This is a genomic window from Rhizobium sp. PP-F2F-G48, from assembly GCF_004342335.1.
Classification (GTDB): domain Bacteria; phylum Pseudomonadota; class Alphaproteobacteria; order Rhizobiales; family Rhizobiaceae; genus Ferranicluibacter.
In genome coordinates this window covers 219,002-234,046 of the sequence record NZ_SLVH01000007.1, presented here as the reverse complement: position 1 = coordinate 234,046, position 15,045 = coordinate 219,002, and the positions used below count along the sequence as shown (strand labels likewise).

The window sequence follows — 15,045 nt, the reverse complement described above, 5'->3', positions numbered from 1 at the left end:
ACGACAGCCGGGGTGCTTGAAGTGTCATTCCGCCCCGTATCGGAACCGACACCTTCACAGATCCGGATGACGGACCGGATGGCGGTGGGCCATCCGGTCCGTCGGCGCGGCGGCGGCGGTCGTCGTCTCGACCCGGGAGGGTAGGTCGCGCGCTGTCTCGGCCGATCAGGCCGCGCGGACCTTCTTCTCGATGCGGGCCCATTGCGGGATCCATTCATTGTGCGCGATCAGGAGATCGTCCACCAGCGACCAGATCTGGTCGAGATCGAGTTCTGCCGCCGTGTGCGGATCCATCATGGCGGCGTGGTAGAGATGCTCGCGGTTCTCCGTCATCAGCGCCTGCACGGTCAGTTCCTGCACGTTGATGTTGGTGCGCATCAGCGCGGTCAGCTGCGGGGGCAGGGCGCCGACGAAGGTCGGCTGAATGCCGTTTTCATCGACCAGGCATGGCACTTCGGCGGCACAATTGTCCGGCAGCGACGTGATGCAGCCATTGTTGCGCTGGTTGCCGTAGATCACCGAGGGCTCGCCGGTCCAGATCGAGTTGACGATCGAGGAGGCATATTCCTTCGATTGCTTCACCTCGATCTTGTCGGCCGACATATAGGCCGCGGCCTGGCCCTTCCAGCGCTCGATCTGCTCGACGCACCGCTTGGGATATTCGTCGAGCGGGATGCCGAACTTCTCGATCAGGTCCTCGCGGCCTTCCTTGATGAAGTAGGGCGTGTATTCGGCGAAATGCTCCGAGCTCTCGGTGACGAAATAGCCGAGGCGCGTCAGCATTTCGTAGCGCACCTTGTTCGGGCAGCGCGGATTCCAGGTCGGCTTCGGCGCTCGGCCCTCGCGATAGGCGCGCAGGAGGTCCGGATAGAGATCCTTGTAGGAGCCGTCCGGCTGGCGGTGCTCGAATTTCAGATAGAAAGCCATGTGGTTGATGCCGGCCGACTTGTAGCGGATTTCCTCATAGGGGATATCGAGGTCTTCGGCGAGCTCCATGGCCGTGCCCTGCACGGAGTGGCAAAGGCCGACCTGCTTGATCTTCGGATATTTCTCGGCGATCGCCCAGGTGTTGATCGCCATCGGATTGACGTATTGCAGCAGGATCGCGTCCGGGCAGACCTGCATCATGTCCTCGCAGATCGACCAGAGGTGCGGCACGGTGCGCAGACCACGCATGATGCCGCCGACGCCGAGCGTGTCGGCGATGGTCTGGCGCAGGCCGTATTTCTTCGGCACTTCGAAGTCGGTGACCGTGCAGGGCTCGAAACCGCCGATCTGGAAGGCAACGACGACGAAATTGGCGCCATCGAGCGCGCGCTTCTGGCTCGAATGCATCTCGATGGTGGCTTTCGCGCCGAGCGACGAGATCAGCTTGCGGACGATGACTTCGCTTTCCTGAAGGCGTTCGGCATTGATATCCATCAGGGCGATCTTCGCTCCCGAAAGGGCCGGACGCTGGAGGATGTCGCCGATGATGTTCTTCATGAACGTCGTCGATCCCGCTCCGATGAAGGTGATCTTGGGTTGTCTGGTCATGGGTTGACTGGTCATGGGGGCCTCTTTCTGCTCAGGCTGCAACGTTGAAGGCGGCTCGGACGAGCCGCTCGGTGTATTCGGTCTTGGGGTTTGACAGGACCTCGGCGACAGGGCCTTCCTCGACGATCTTTCCCCGCTGCATCACCGCGACGCGGTGGCAGAGTGCGCGCACCACCTTCAGGTCGTGCGAGATGAACAGATAGGAAAGGCCCCGCTCTTCCTGCAGCTTGCGCAGCAGGTCGATGATCTGGGCCTGTACCGAAAGATCGAGCGCCGAAGTCGGCTCGTCGAGAAGGATGAACTCCGGCTCCAGCGCGATGGCACGGGCAATCGCGATGCGCTGGCGCTGGCCGCCGGAAAACTCGTGGGGAAACCGCCCGAGAATGTTGCCCGGCATGCCGGCACTCGCTAAGGCCGCATAGATCCGCCCCAGCCGCTCGTCGCGCGTCGCGCCGAGCCCGTTGACGATCAGGCCTTCCTCGATGATCTGGCCCACCGACATGCGCGGGTTGAGCGAAGAGAACGGGTCCTGGAAGACGATCTGCATACGGGCGCGCAGCGGGCGCATCTCCGTGCGGCCATAGGACTGGATCGCCTCGCCATCGAAGGTGATCTCGCCGCTCTCGGCATTCAAAAGCCGGATGAGCGCCTGGCCGAAGGTCGTCTTGCCGGAGCCGCTTTCCCCGACGATACCCAGCGTTTCGCCGCGTTTCAGCGAGAGGCTGAGATTGTTGACCGCCAAAAGCTCGCTGAATTGCGGCTTGAAGAACCCGCCGGATTTGAGCGTGAAGGCGACGCGGACATTGCGGCCTTCGAGGATGACCGGCGCCGTTGGCGAGATCGGCGCGACCGTGCCCTTCGGCTCGGACGCAAGCAGCTTGGCCGTATAGGGATGGCGCGGATCGGCGAAGAGAGCTTCGGTCGTATTGTGCTCGCGTACCTCGCCGGCGCTCATGACATAGACATAGTCCGAGAACTGCCGGACGACGGTGAGGTCGTGGGTGATCAGGATCACGGCCATGTTCATCTCACGCTGAAGCGCGCGGATGAGGTTGAGGATCTGCGCCTGCACGGTCACGTCGAGCGCCGTCGTCGGCTCGTCGGCGATCAGCACGTCCGGCTTGTTGGAGAGCGCCATGGCAATCATGACGCGCTGGCGCTGGCCGCCGGAGAGCTGGTGCGGATACTGGTTCAGCCGCGCCTCGGGCTCGGGGATCTGGACATGCCGCAGAAGCTCCAGCGCTTCCGCCATGGCCGCCTTCCGGCTCATGCGGCGATGCACGAGAATGGCTTCGGCAATCTGCGCGCCAATCGTATAGACCGGATTGAGCGAGCTCATCGGCTCCTGGAAGATCATCGAGATCCGGTCGCCGCGCAGCTTGCGCCGGCGGTTCTCGGAAAATTTCAGCACGTCCTCGCCCTTGTAGGCGATGGTCGAGCGGGGGCTGGTCACCGCGCGCTTGGAGAGCAGCCCCATGATGGTGCGGGCGGTGACGGACTTGCCGGACCCGCTTTCCCCGACGATCGCGATCGTCTCGCCGCGATAGAGCTGGAAGGACACGTCCTTTACGGCGCTGACCGTGCCGTGCTCCACCTTGAAATCGACGGCGACGTTGCGGGCATCGATGATCGGGGCGTCCGTGTGCTCAGCGAGATCGCAACGCTCAGGCGGCGCCGTGACGGAGATATCGGGTGTCGTCATGGTCTCGCTCCTCTCAATAGGGGTCGATGGCGTCGCGCAGCCCATCGCCGAGCGCATTGAAGGCGAAGACGGTGATCAGCACGATGCCGACGGGCGACAGGATCCAGGGATAGGACCCGATGACGGAATAGGTCGAGGTGTCCTGCAGCATCAGCCCCCAGGAGATCAGCGGCGGCTTGACCGCGAAACCGAGGAAGCCGAGGAAGGATTCCAGCAGCACCACGCTCGGAATGGCCAGCGTCACCGCGACGATCACATGGCTCATGACGTTCGGAAAGATATGCTGGAGGATGATGCGCCGGTCGCTGGCGCCGACCGCGATGGCAGCACGGACATAATCGATCCGGGCGAGCGCCAGCGTCTTGCCGCGCACCTCCCGTGACATCTGCGCCCAGCCGAGCGCCGACATGACGCCGACCACGAAGACGAGGAACACATGCGTGGGTGCGGTGACCGGGATCAGCGACGTGAGGGCGAGATAAAGCGGCAGCTGCGGGAAGGCGAGGACAAGTTCGACGAAGCGCTGCATCCAGGTATCGAATCGCCCGCCGAAATAGCCGGAAACCATGCCGACCGTCGTTCCCACGACCGTGACGATGAAGACCACCGTCAGAGCGATCGAAAGCGAGATCCGCGAGCCGTAGAGCATGCGGGAGAGGACATCCCGACCGAACTTGTCCGTGCCGAGGAAATGGATCGGCGAACCGTCCTGCGCCCCGATCAGGTGACGATCGAGCGGAATGAGGCCGAGCAGCTTGTAGGGCGCGCCCTTGACGAAGAGACCGAGGACCTGGGGATTGTCATAGTCCGGACCGATGATCGGCTGGAACGTCACGGGATCGAGTTCTTCCGTCTCCCGCACCGGATAGGAGCGCGGTGGAAAGACGAAATTACCGTCCTTGTCAGTGAAGCTCGGCAGCTGCGGTGGGGAGAAACCGACATTCGTCGCCTTGGGATCGACCGGGGAAAGGAAATCCGCGAAAACGGCCGAGAAGAGAAGAAGGCAGACGAGGACGAGGCCGAGCATGCCTGTCCAGGATTTCTTCAGCCGGCGCCAGACGAGCGCCATATAGCTTTCGTTGCGATGCTGCTCGGCCGGCCGTGCGTCGATCGGGTGGTGCTCGGCCTCGGCGGTCGCAACCGGCAGAGTGGCCTGGGTTTCGAAACTCATGCTGTGGCCCCTCCCATCTGGCGGACGCGGGGATCGAGCGCGGCGAGCAGAAGGTCGGCGATAATGTTGCCGACGATCAGCGTGGCCGAGAGAACGAGCATGAAGGTCGCGGTGACATAGACGTCGCCGACCGCCATGGATCCGACAATGGCCGGACCGACGGTCGGCAGCGCGAAGATGATCGCCGTCTCGATCTCGCCGGTCAGCATGTAGGGGAGAACGACGCCCTGATACATGACGAGCGGATGCAGTGCATTGGGCACGGCATGGCGCATGATGACTTTGCGCTCGGAAAGGCCCTTGGCGCGTGCCGTCTCGACATATTGCGCGTTCAGCGTATCGAGCAGATTGCCGCGCATGACGCGCATATTGTAGGCGAGCCCGCCGAAGGTCGCGATGGCGATAACCGGCCAGACATGCTTCAGGAGGTCGAGGAACTTGTCGAAGGACCAGGGCGCGCCGCCATAGCGGGCCGACTGGAACGAGCCGATCTCGCTGACATTGAAGTGGAACACCATGATGTAGACGATGATCAGCGCCATCAGGAAGCGCGGCACGGTCATGCCCAGGAACGAGATGCCGGAGAGCACCGTATCCACCCAGGTATATTGCCGCGTCGCGGCGAGGATGCCAAAGGTGATGCCGATCAGAGACGCGAGGATGTGGCAGACGAGGGCCAGCGCCAGCGTGCGGGGCAGGCGTTCACCGACGACCTCGGAGACGGGCTTGTTGTAGAATAGGCTGTGGCCGAAATCCCCGCGGGTGACGATGCCCGTGATCCAGTTCACATATTGAACGGGCAATGGCTTATCGAGGCCGTTCGCGATCTTGTAGGCCTGGGCCTGGGCGTCGGCCTCCTCGAACGAGGCGCCACCCTGGTTGATCGCCTGAGAGCGGATGTAATCGCTGTAGTCGCCGGGAGGCGCCTGGATGATGACGAAGGTGACGACGCTCAGGACGAAGAGCACCGGCAGCGCGGAGGCGATCCGCACAAGCAAAAACCTGAGCATGTCGTATCCTTTAGGAAAACCGGCCGCCGGACGCGACGCTGCCATGCGCCCGGGCGGTCATTTTTCTCTGCCGCCGGAACGCCCGGCGGCGGTGATGTCGAAGGGCAGGCATCCGATCGGTCGATCGGCTTGCGACCCGGGCCTTAGTTGATCGGGCCGGCATCTCCGGGCTTGCCGGGCAGTTGCTGCTTGAAGAGTTCGTAGTCGCCCTGCTTGTCGGCTGCGACGAAGACGCGTTCGCGCAGGATCGTATCCTCGGCCCAGTTGAACATGAAGATCGGCGCGCCCGACGGGATGTTGGAGAAGCGCTTGTTGATGATGAGCGCGCCCGGATACTCCGTCAGGCCCACCGTATCGACATTCTCGGTCGCGATCTTCTGGTACTGCTTCATCAGACCGGTCCGCTCGGTATTGTCCTGCGAGGCGATGAACTTGTTGACGATCGAGACCATGTCGCTTTCATACGGCAGGAGATCGACCGTCCCGTCCGTGCCGGCACGGTGATTCCAGCTGGTCCGCGGGCCGGTCGGGGCGAGCTGGGTCGTGTTCTGTACCACCGTCGTCAGTTCCGGATCATTGCGGCGGATCGTCCAGTCGAACTGCCCGGCATAGTGGGCATTGTCCTTCTTGACGCCATCGAGAGAGTTGAGCGTCACTTTGAGGCCCAACTGTTCCATCTGACCGATGACGCCTTCGGCGAGATTCTTGTCCGTGCCGTAGTCGGCATTGGACAGGAGAACGATCTGGACATCCTGGCCACCGTCCGTACCGGCGGGGAAGTTGACGAAACCGTTGCCGTCCGTGTCCTTCAGGCCGATCTTTTCGAGCAGCGCCTTTGCGCCCTCAAGATCGAACGGATAGTAGACGGTCGACTGGCGGTCGTAGAAGCTGGTGCCGGACGACAGACCGCCCGGATAGATGGCGGTGAACGGGCCCTTGACGAGGGAATCGCCGATCTTTTTGCGATCGACAGCCATGGTGATCGCCTTGCGGAAATCCACGTTGCGATTGAGCGCGCGGACGGCCTTGCCACGCTCGTCCGCCTCGCCCCAGCCGTTGGCCGAGAGGTTCATGCGGAGATTGTAACCGATCAGGCGGGCGCCGAAGGCGAGACGAGCAGGGGCGGTTTCCTGCGCTGCGCGCTTCAGGCTCTCGACGAAGTTTTCCGGCTGTTCGAGGTTGGAGAAATCGCCGGAGCCGGCAATGGCCTGCACGTCGCGGTCGGCCCAGGTCGACAGCTTGTAATGCAGCTCGTTGACATAAGGCAGCTGGTGGCCCGCTTCGTCGACCTTCCAGTAGTAGGGATTACGACGCAGCACGATCATGTCGTCGGGCCGGTAGGATACGGGCACCCAGGCGCCCATCACCGGAATGTTCATGTAGTCGGCAGGGAAGCCGTTCTTGTACTGGTCGTAGGTGAAGTCCTTATTGTACTTCGGATGCTTGGTCTTCAGGATATGCGCCGGACCCGGGCAGAAGGTGCCATAGGCCATGGCAAACAGATGCTGGCGGGGAAAGGCGTCCTTGAATGTCCACTCGACGGTATAGGCATCGATCGCCTTGAGCGTCGTGCCTTCGCCAAAAGTCTCAGGCGAGGCGCCGTTGAGCGGGGTCACGTTGGGATCGACGACATTGTCGTTCCAGTAGAACATCACGTCATCGGAGGTGAACTCTACGCCATCCGACCATTTGGCGCCTTCGACCAGGTGCATGGTGAGCTTGTGGCCGTCAGCCGACCATTCCCAGCTCCGCGCGAGGTTCGGAAGCGGCTCCACATCGGTCGCCTCGACCTGAAACAACGGCGCGGTGCGCGTCAGGCACTCCGACATGGCGATGTCGATACCGCCCCAGCCCTGCGTCTGACCGGCCGAATAGTTCCAGCCTTCCGGCCGGCCGCCAATGACGTGGCGCAGCGTGTCGCCATAGACGCCGACGCCGTCCGGCATATTGCCGGTCTTGTAGACCAGAGGTTCTTTCGGCAGGCGCTGCTCCACCGGCGGCAGCTTGCCAGTCGAGACGAACTTTTCCGTGACCCAGTCCGGCTCGCTGTATTTCGGGAGCGCCTTGAACTCGAGGATGGAGTCGCGCGGCACGTAGGTGATCTTGCCCTGCCCGGGAAAGGGCGCCGCTTCCGGCACCACGGTCGGCTCGGAGGCCGAGGCGGTCATTGCAAAGGCCGATACGCCGAGCATCAGCGCGGCGACAGCCCTCAAATAGCGGTTCGATGTCATGGTCATGTCTCTCCCTCAATTTCTGCCGGTCCGGTATCTCCGGCTGCGGCACTCCTCCGGAACGAGCCGGTCCGCATCTCCTCCAGACGCGGGCCGGCCGACGATGTATGTTGCTTTCAGCGTTTCGAACATTCTCCGACGCCGAAGCGATCCCGCTTCGGCTGGAGTTCTGTCAGCTCGCGGCCCGCAATTCAGCCTTCTCGGCGCGCAGCTCCTCGATCGAGCGAACCTCGCGGCGGGCCACGCCTTTCCAGTCTCGTGTCTTGACCGTGGCATGCTTCAGGCGTTCACGGGCTTCCGGAACGGCATGGGCATATTGCGGCAGCCACTCGGCCTGGGCGACGACCATCTCATCGACCATCTGCCAGACTTCGTCCGGCGTGCAGATCGCGCCGACCAGCGGATCGTGCAGCACGGCGAGCTTCAGAAGATCGATATCGCCGGAGATCGCGGCATGCACCGACATGCGCTGCACGTTGATCGATGCGATGCAGGTTGCCGCGCACGCCTCGGGAAGCGTGATACCCGCCACCATGTTGATGCCGAACCGATCGACGAAGCCGGGCGATTCGATGATGGCATCGGCCGGGAGATTGGTGATGACGCCATTGTTCTTGACGTTGAAGTGGCCGCGATAGACACGCCCCGTCTCCAGCGCTTCGAGAATATGGCTGGCGTGCTCGTTGGAGCGTTTTGCAGGGTCCAGCGGCTTGCCGGCGCTCTCCAGGAACTGTGGAAATTCCGTTTCGAACCAGTTGCGCGTTTCGGTGGAATAGCGGAGATAGCCGCCGGTCTCACCGTGGATCCAGTCCGACATATCGATCCAGCGGGTGATTTCCTCCGGCCGCTTGCGATACCAGGGCAGGTATTCCGACAGGTGGCCGTTGCTCTCGGTGGAGTAGACGCCGAAACGCTTCAGCACGTCGATGCGCAGCTTTTCCTGCTGCGAGAAGACCGGGTGCGCCTCGAAGGCGGCAACCAGTTCCTCCTTGCCGATCTTGCGACCCTTCAGTCGAACATCGGTAAACCAGGTCTGATGGTTGATCCCCGAGCAGATGAAGTCGAGTTCGCCGTCCTTGGCGCCGAGAATTTCGGCGATCTGCTCGCCGCCATGCTGGACGCCGTGGCAAAGGCCGATCGTGTCGACCTTGCCGTATTCGATCGCCGCCCAGGTGTTCATGGCCATGGGGTTGGCATAGTTCAGGAACTTGGCGCCGGGCTCGGCAAGCTCGCGGATGTCCTTGCAGAAATCGAGGATGACGGGAATGTTGCGCTGGCCATAGAGGATGCCACCGGCGCAGATCGTGTCGCCGACGCACTGGTCGACGCCATACTTCAGGGGAATGCGGATATCGTCCGCATAAGCCCCGAGCCCGCCGACCCGAACGCAGCTGATGATGTAGCGCGCGCCTTCAATGGCCTTTCGCCGATCCGTCGTTGCCGTCACCGTCGTCGGCAGACGATTGGCTTCGACGATGCGGTCGAGGATCGTCTTGATCATCGAAAGATTCTGCTCGCTGATATCGGTCAACGCGACCTCGATCTCGGCAAATTCCGGCACGGACAGAATGTCCGTGAAAAGCTTCTTGGTGAAGCCGACGCTGCCTGCGCCGATGATGGCGATCTTGAAGCTGCTCATGGCCACTGATGTCCTCCGCATGGGTCTTGTCTTTCGGCCGGGTAAAATCGCGCGGTGCAATCGGTACGCGAAGCCGTTTCGGCCTCCCGCTTCAATCCGGCTCGACGCTTCTCATACTCCCGGTATTGCTCCCTGTGGCCGCATTATGCGTATAATATCCAAGCGAGATAGAGAGGGATTGTGCTTTCATGGGTAATTCTATGCTGCAGAGATTGATGGCAAGCGGACCCCGTATGAAGACGGTTTCCCTCCCGCGTGGCCGGCATCGGCTGCACACCATGCCGACGAGCACTGGCTACGAAATCCGGGAAAAACCGAACTATGACTGGGACGGACGCAAGCGCGGGCAGACGCCGTTCACGGTCCTCCAGCACACGATCTCCGGCGTCGGAAATCTTCGCTATGACGGGCGGACCTATCGCGTGCTGCCGGGCGAGACCCTCCTGGTGACCGTGCCGCACAATCACCGTTACTGGCTGGAGCCCGGCGGGCGATGGGAGTTCTTCTGGATCTCCATGAACGGCGAGGAGGCGATGCGCCTGCATCAGGCCATTCTCTCCGCGAACGGCCCGATCCTTTCGCTCCAGCCGGACACGATCGAGCATCTCGCCGATTGCAGCTACAGGCTGATCCATGGCGGCGGGGACATGCCGGGGCGGGCATCGGCCATCGCCTATGAGGCCGCAATGGCGCTCTACGACGATGTCTTCGGGGCGCACCCCATCTTCGGACATGAATATCGCACGATGCAGCACGTCCTGTCCCATATCGCCGACAATCTCGAAAAGCCGCTCCCTGTGGAGGATCTGGCGCGCGTGTCGGGTCTCAGCCGCGCGCATTTTTCCCGTGTCTTCAGCGCGACCGAGGGCATGCCGCCGGCGGAATTCGTGCTCCGCAAGCGGCTGCAGCGTGCCGCCAAACTGTTGACGCAGGCCGCCAATCTCTCGGTAAAGGAGATTTCGCTGATGTCGGGCTTCGAGGAGCCGAACTATTTCGCCAAGGTCTTCCGCCGGCACTTCGGTGCCAGTCCGACGGAGTTTCGAACGACCGGCATGTATGCGAGCGTCGGCGAGCCTCGCGGCCGGTCGAAGGCGGAGCGCTAGGCCGTCGGGACGCTCCCGACGGAGCATGAAATCGTTACGGATTCCTTAAGCGGGCAGGTCCCAACCCCTCGAAATGCATCGAGGCATGCGGCGCCTGCATACGTCACCTGAGGCTTTCGCGCTGGTCGCTGTTGCAGTGCACGCGTATAAAGATCCCAACACAGCGGAAGAGACGAAACAAGTGTTTCGCCATCGCTGGAGACCTTGGAAAGGGGATCATCATGAACGTAGCACGCTCTTTCAATAACTGGCGCAAGTATCGTCAGACGGTGACCGAACTCGGCCGCATGTCGACGCGCGAACTCAACGACCTCGGCATCTCCCGTTCCGAGATCAGCAGCGTCGCCCGCGCCGCCGTCCGCTAAGACCGACGCCCGGCCGACAGCCGACACGATTTGAACATTTGCTTCACGCCCGCGGTCATCGCGGGCGTTTTGCGTTTGGGATCAGGCGCGCGGGCAGGGCACCCACCCAGTTCAGGCGTGATGCGGCGCGATCTTGGCGACGATGAGGTTCGACAGGGCATCGACCAGCGCTGCATCGGCGCCGCGGCGCTGCACGAGCACGAACTCCACATCGGCGAGCGGCGGCAACCGATCGGCCGAGACCTCGCGCAGGTCGGTCGGCGCCATGCTGCGCGGCTGGACCAGAAAGCCCATGCCCGCGCGCGCCGCCGCCGTCAGCCCGCTCAGACTGCCGCAGGTACAGACGATCCGCCAAGGCATCCGCGCCGCATCGAGCGCCTCTTGCGCGATGCGGCGTGTGATCGACGGCGGGGGGAAGGCGATGAGCGGCAGCGCGTTTCCGCGCGACATCAAAAGATCGGGATCGAGAGCCAGCCAGACGAGCGGTTCGCGGTAGAGCAGCCGTCCATGCGTTTCACCGATATGCCGTTTGGCAAGCACGAGATCGAGATCGCCCGCCTCCTGCATCTGGTTCAGGACAGCGCTCAAGGCCACCGTCATCTCAAGATCCACCAGCGGGTAAAGCCTGATGAAATCGGCGAGGATAGCGGTCAGGCGGCTCGCCACGACATCCTCCGATACACCAAGCCGCAGCCGGCCGCGCAGGCGGTTCTCGCCGAAAAGAGCGGTCACCTTGCCGTTCAGATCGAGCATCCCACGCGCATGACCGAGAAGCGCCTCACCCTCGGCCGTCAGCCGCACCTGATGCGTGTCGCGAAACACCAGTTGCCGCCCGAGTGACTTTTCCAACCGCTGGATATGTTGCGTCACGGTGGATTGCCCGATGCCGAGGCGGGCTGCGGCTTCGGTAAAGCTGCCGGTCTGCTGCAACATGACGAAACTGGCGATATGGGTAAGGTTCAGCATGGTTATCACGATTTGCGATGACTGTTAGTGTTTGCATCTTGCACCATGATAAGCGATGACGCGACCATCGTTCAAGACAAGACCCGTCCGAGAGCCCAGGAGGACCGCGATCATGCGCCGCTACCTGCCCGATACGTTCACCATTCTGCTCGTCTGCACCGTCATTCTCGCCTCTTTTCTGCCGATCTACGGGCGCTATGCGGAGGCGTTCAACATTGCGACGGACATCGCCATCGGGCTTCTGTTCTTCCTGCACGGCGCACGCCTGTCGCGCGACACCGTGGTGGCCGGGGCGCTTCACTGGCGCCTGCATGTGACGATCCTGCTGACGACCTTCTGCATTTTTCCGCTTCTCGGTCTCGCCATCGGCTTCATCCCGACATCGATCCTCGCAGCACCACTCTATACCGGCATCCTCTTCCTCTGCGTCCTGCCGTCCACCGTGCAGTCCTCCATCGCCTTCACCTCCATGGCGGGTGGCAACGTGCCCGCGGCCATCGTCTCGGCCTCGGGCTCCAACATCTTCGGCATGTTCCTGACGCCGCTCCTCACCGGCCTCGTTCTCTCCACCACGGGCAGCGGCGGGTTTTCCTGGAGCGCGCTGCAGAGCATTCTCCTGCAACTGATGCTCCCTTTCGTGATCGGACAGCTTCTCCAGCCCTGGATCGGCAACTGGATCCGCTCGCGCAAGAAACTGCTGATGCCGGTCGATCGCGGCTCGATCCTGATGGTCGTCTATCTCGCCTTTTCCGAGGCGGTGATGGAAGGGCTTTGGCACACGTTTTCGCTCGCCGACATCGCCGCCGTCATCGTGGTCGACATGCTGCTTCTGGCCACCGTACTCTGCATCACCATGTTCGGCAGCCGCCTTCTGGGCTTCTCCAAGGAAGATGAAATCACCATCACCTTCTGCGGCTCGAAGAAGTCGCTTGCGAGCGGCGTTCCCATGGCCAATGCGATCTTCGGCAATGCCTCGACGTCCGTCGGCGCCATCGTGTTACCGCTCATGCTGTTCCACCAGATCCAGCTGATGGCCTGCGCCGTGATCGCGCAGAAATATGCGTCGCGGCTGAAAGAGCGGGAGGCGGCAAAGCCGGTTGCGGCCTGACGCTGCGGTCGCCCCGATGCCTCTCAATGTCGATTTATGACGAAACGGAAAATGTGTTCGCATTTGCGATCTGAGACTTAGATGTAAACCATCACTTAAATCTCAATGCCTATGTTGCAGCGCAATCGTTGTCCCGCAAGGCTTGAGGCATTCTGTGAAACATATTCCGATCATTGGGAAATTTCTGAGCCTGATGGGCGTTTTCGCGCTCTTCTCCCTAGGTGTCGCCTTCTATTCCGGCGACCGGATCATGAAGACCGATGCCGCCTATTCCGCACTGTTGAGCAAGGAAGCGAAAGCCGCGACCGAACTGGCACTGGCGAACCGCGCCTTTCAGAACGCCCGCGCCGCAGCCGGCACGCTGATGATCGTCAACTCCGAGGCAGCCAAGGCCACGGCGTCGGCAGAACTTCAGTCTGCCAAGGCGGAGTTTGCCACGGAAATGGACGCGGCCCTTGCCGCAACGCCCGACAATGCGACGATCTCGGACCTGAAGGTCAAGGGCCTGTCGATCCTGAACGAAGCCTGCGGCAACGCCTTCAGCCGTGCCGCTGCCGCCAAAGGGTCGCAGGACCGCCTGAGCGCGCAAGGCGCCTTCCTGCGCGAATGCGAGATGAACTTTCCGGCCATGAGCCAGGCACTGGCAGAGGAAACCGCAGACCTGCTGGCGGTCGCAGGCACGGTGAATGATGGCCTGACGGGCGAATCGATCAAGACCTATTGGGTCACCTTCGCCCTCGTCGTGCTCGGCACGCTCATCGTCATCCTTGCAGCCTTCTTCGCCATTCGCGCATGGCTCGTCCGGCCGATCGATGCGCTGGACAGCGTGATGCAGCGTCTTGCGACGGGCGATCTCGACGCGGATGTTCTGGGCACCGAGCGTCGCGACGAAGTCGGCGGCATGGCACGGGCCGTCGAGGTCTTCAAGGAGAACGGCCTGAAGGCACGCCAGCTGGAGACCGCCGCCAATGAGCAGCGTTCCCTCAGCGAAACCGAGCGGCGTCGCCAGGCCGAACGTGAGCACGAGCGTGCCGAAGCGATGGCGCAGGCCACCAGCGGGCTTGCAAAGGGACTGGCGCATCTCGCCTCCGGCGATCTGAGCGTCCAGCTCAACGAACGCTTTGCCGACGACTTCGAAACCCTGCGCACCGACTTCAACCGCGCCGTCGAACAACTCCGCAGCACGCTGAGCGCCGTTGCCGATGCGACCGGCTCGATCGACAGCGGCTCGCGCGAGATCAGCCAGAGCGCCGACGATCTGTCCCGCCGGACCGAGCAGCAGGCGGCCTCGCTGGAGGAAACCGCAGCGGCGCTCGACCAGATCACCGCCAATGTCGCCAATTCCTCCAAGCGCGCCGAGGAAGCCCGCACTGTCGCCGTACAGGCCAACGACAATGCCCGCCAGTCCGGTGCGGTCGTGACCAGTGCCGTCGACGCGATGAGCAAGATCGAGCAGTCGTCCAACCAGATTTCCTCGATCATCGGCGTCATCGACGAGATCGCCTTCCAGACCAACCTTCTGGCGCTGAATGCCGGCGTCGAAGCGGCACGTGCCGGGGAAGCCGGCAAGGGCTTTGCCGTCGTCGCCCAGGAAGTGCGCGAACTCGCCCAGCGTTCGGCCAAGGCCGCCAAGGAAATCAAAGACCTGATCCGCAACTCCTCCGGCGAAGTGCAGAGCGGCGTGAAGCTCGTCAGCGAAACGGGCGAAGCGCTGAAGACGATCGAGGGTTACATCGTCACCATCAACCAGCACATGGATGCGATCGCTACATCGGCGCGCGAACAGTCGATCGGCCTTGCCGAAGTCAACACGGCCGTCAACCAGATGGATCAGGTGACGCAGCAGAATGCGGCGATGGTGGAGGAAGCCAATGCGGCCGGCGCCACGCTCGCCACCGAAGCGACACGTCTGAAGGATCTGGTCGCCCGCTTCCAGTTCGGCGGCGCGTCGGCGGCAGGCTACGCTCCTACGCTTTCCGTGTCGTCCCGGCCGGCACCCCGTGTGAAGACCACCGGTCGGCCGGTCGTCGCGAGCGCCACCCGCGCCCTACCCGTGGCGTCGCCCGCGCGAAAGATGGCGAACACGCTCGCGCGCGCCTTCTCCGGCGGCTCCGCCAGTGCTGCACCATCGGCATCGGCCGACAATTGGGAAGAATTCTGATCCCCTGACGGCATCAGAACCGGAAAAGCGAGGCTCTCGGCGACCGTCGAGGG

At 62.6% G+C, this 15,045-nt stretch carries 11 protein-coding genes; 4 read left to right on the top strand and 7 right to left on the bottom strand.

Annotated features, from left to right (window positions below; genetic code table 11):
* Nucleotides 1-165: 165 nt before the first annotated feature.
* The 6 genes from C8J36_RS17070 to C8J36_RS17045 all read right to left on the bottom strand — a co-directional run bounded on the left by C8J36_RS17070 (nucleotide 166) and on the right by C8J36_RS17045 (nucleotide 9,289).
* Nucleotides 166-1,536, bottom strand: a complete 1,371-nt coding sequence (locus C8J36_RS17070) for an alpha-glucosidase/alpha-galactosidase (RefSeq protein WP_062596204.1) — start codon at nucleotides 1,534-1,536, stop codon at nucleotides 166-168.
* A gap of 31 nt (nucleotides 1,537-1,567) precedes the next feature.
* Nucleotides 1,568-3,238 carry an ABC transporter ATP-binding protein gene (locus tag C8J36_RS17065; RefSeq protein WP_132536597.1) on the bottom strand — a complete coding sequence of 557 codons (1,671 nt, stop codon included), beginning with the start codon at nucleotides 3,236-3,238 and terminating at the stop codon, nucleotides 1,568-1,570.
* A gap of 13 nt (nucleotides 3,239-3,251) precedes the next feature.
* Nucleotides 3,252-4,409 carry an ABC transporter permease gene (locus C8J36_RS17060; RefSeq protein ID WP_132536596.1) on the bottom strand — a complete coding sequence of 386 codons (1,158 nt, stop codon included), beginning with the start codon at nucleotides 4,407-4,409 and terminating at the stop codon, nucleotides 3,252-3,254.
* On the bottom strand, nucleotides 4,406-5,419 hold the full coding sequence (locus tag C8J36_RS17055) for an ABC transporter permease (protein WP_132536595.1): 1,014 nt from the start codon (nucleotides 5,417-5,419) through the stop codon (nucleotides 4,406-4,408). Before C8J36_RS17055 ends, C8J36_RS17060 begins: the two co-directional genes overlap by 4 nt.
* Nucleotides 5,420-5,562: 143 nt before the next feature.
* On the bottom strand, nucleotides 5,563-7,650 hold the full coding sequence (locus C8J36_RS17050) for an ABC transporter substrate-binding protein (RefSeq protein ID WP_132536659.1): 2,088 nt from the start codon (nucleotides 7,648-7,650) through the stop codon (nucleotides 5,563-5,565).
* A gap of 172 nt (nucleotides 7,651-7,822) precedes the next feature.
* On the bottom strand, nucleotides 7,823-9,289 hold the full coding sequence (locus tag C8J36_RS17045) for an alpha-glucosidase/alpha-galactosidase (protein ID WP_132536594.1): 1,467 nt from the start codon (nucleotides 9,287-9,289) through the stop codon (nucleotides 7,823-7,825).
* A gap of 188 nt (nucleotides 9,290-9,477) precedes the next feature.
* Between C8J36_RS17045 and C8J36_RS17040 the strand changes: the two genes are divergently transcribed.
* Complete coding sequence (locus C8J36_RS17040; protein ID WP_132536593.1) at nucleotides 9,478-10,392, top strand: AraC family transcriptional regulator; 915 nt, start codon at nucleotides 9,478-9,480, stop codon at nucleotides 10,390-10,392.
* A gap of 221 nt (nucleotides 10,393-10,613) precedes the next feature.
* The gene (locus tag C8J36_RS17035; protein WP_082477325.1) at nucleotides 10,614-10,757 is read left to right on the top strand and encodes a DUF1127 domain-containing protein; all 144 of its coding nucleotides are present in this window, start codon (nucleotides 10,614-10,616) and stop codon (nucleotides 10,755-10,757) included.
* A 111-nt stretch (nucleotides 10,758-10,868) separates the two neighbouring features.
* Here the strand turns inward: C8J36_RS17035 and C8J36_RS17030 are convergent, their stop codons facing one another.
* On the bottom strand, nucleotides 10,869-11,723 hold the full coding sequence (locus tag C8J36_RS17030; RefSeq protein ID WP_132536592.1) for a LysR substrate-binding domain-containing protein: 855 nt from the start codon (nucleotides 11,721-11,723) through the stop codon (nucleotides 10,869-10,871).
* Between the two features lie 112 nt (nucleotides 11,724-11,835).
* Between C8J36_RS17030 and C8J36_RS17025 the strand changes: the two genes are divergently transcribed.
* Together C8J36_RS17025 and C8J36_RS17020 are read left to right on the top strand one after the other, a co-directional pair.
* Nucleotides 11,836-12,831: a bile acid:sodium symporter family protein gene (locus C8J36_RS17025; RefSeq protein ID WP_132536591.1), complete on the top strand. Its 996-nt coding sequence runs from the start codon at nucleotides 11,836-11,838 to the stop codon at nucleotides 12,829-12,831.
* A 154-nt stretch (nucleotides 12,832-12,985) separates the two neighbouring features.
* Nucleotides 12,986-14,992: a HAMP domain-containing methyl-accepting chemotaxis protein gene (locus tag C8J36_RS17020; protein ID WP_132536590.1), complete on the top strand. Its 2,007-nt coding sequence runs from the start codon at nucleotides 12,986-12,988 to the stop codon at nucleotides 14,990-14,992.
* Nucleotides 14,993-15,045: the final 53 nt, after the last annotated feature.

Excerpts from the sequence above, each read along its gene's own strand:
- C8J36_RS17070 (WP_062596204.1), bottom strand. The coding sequence starts at position 1,536 with ATGACCAGACAACCCAAGATCACCTTCATCGGAGCGGGATCGACGACG.
- C8J36_RS17065 (WP_132536597.1), bottom strand. The coding sequence starts at position 3,238 with ATGACGACACCCGATATCTCCGTCACGGCGCCGCCTGAGCGTTGCGAT.
- C8J36_RS17060 (WP_132536596.1), bottom strand. The coding sequence starts at position 4,409 with ATGAGTTTCGAAACCCAGGCCACTCTGCCGGTTGCGACCGCCGAGGCC.
- C8J36_RS17055 (WP_132536595.1), bottom strand. The coding sequence starts at position 5,419 with ATGCTCAGGTTTTTGCTTGTGCGGATCGCCTCCGCGCTGCCGGTGCTC.
- C8J36_RS17050 (WP_132536659.1), bottom strand. The coding sequence starts at position 7,650 with ATGACATCGAACCGCTATTTGAGGGCTGTCGCCGCGCTGATGCTCGGC.
- C8J36_RS17045 (WP_132536594.1), bottom strand. The coding sequence starts at position 9,289 with ATGAGCAGCTTCAAGATCGCCATCATCGGCGCAGGCAGCGTCGGCTTC.
- C8J36_RS17040 (WP_132536593.1), top strand. The coding sequence starts at position 9,478 with ATGGGTAATTCTATGCTGCAGAGATTGATGGCAAGCGGACCCCGTATG.
- C8J36_RS17035 (WP_082477325.1), top strand. The coding sequence starts at position 10,614 with ATGAACGTAGCACGCTCTTTCAATAACTGGCGCAAGTATCGTCAGACG.
- C8J36_RS17030 (WP_132536592.1), bottom strand. The coding sequence starts at position 11,723 with ATGCTGAACCTTACCCATATCGCCAGTTTCGTCATGTTGCAGCAGACC.
- C8J36_RS17025 (WP_132536591.1), top strand. The coding sequence starts at position 11,836 with ATGCGCCGCTACCTGCCCGATACGTTCACCATTCTGCTCGTCTGCACC.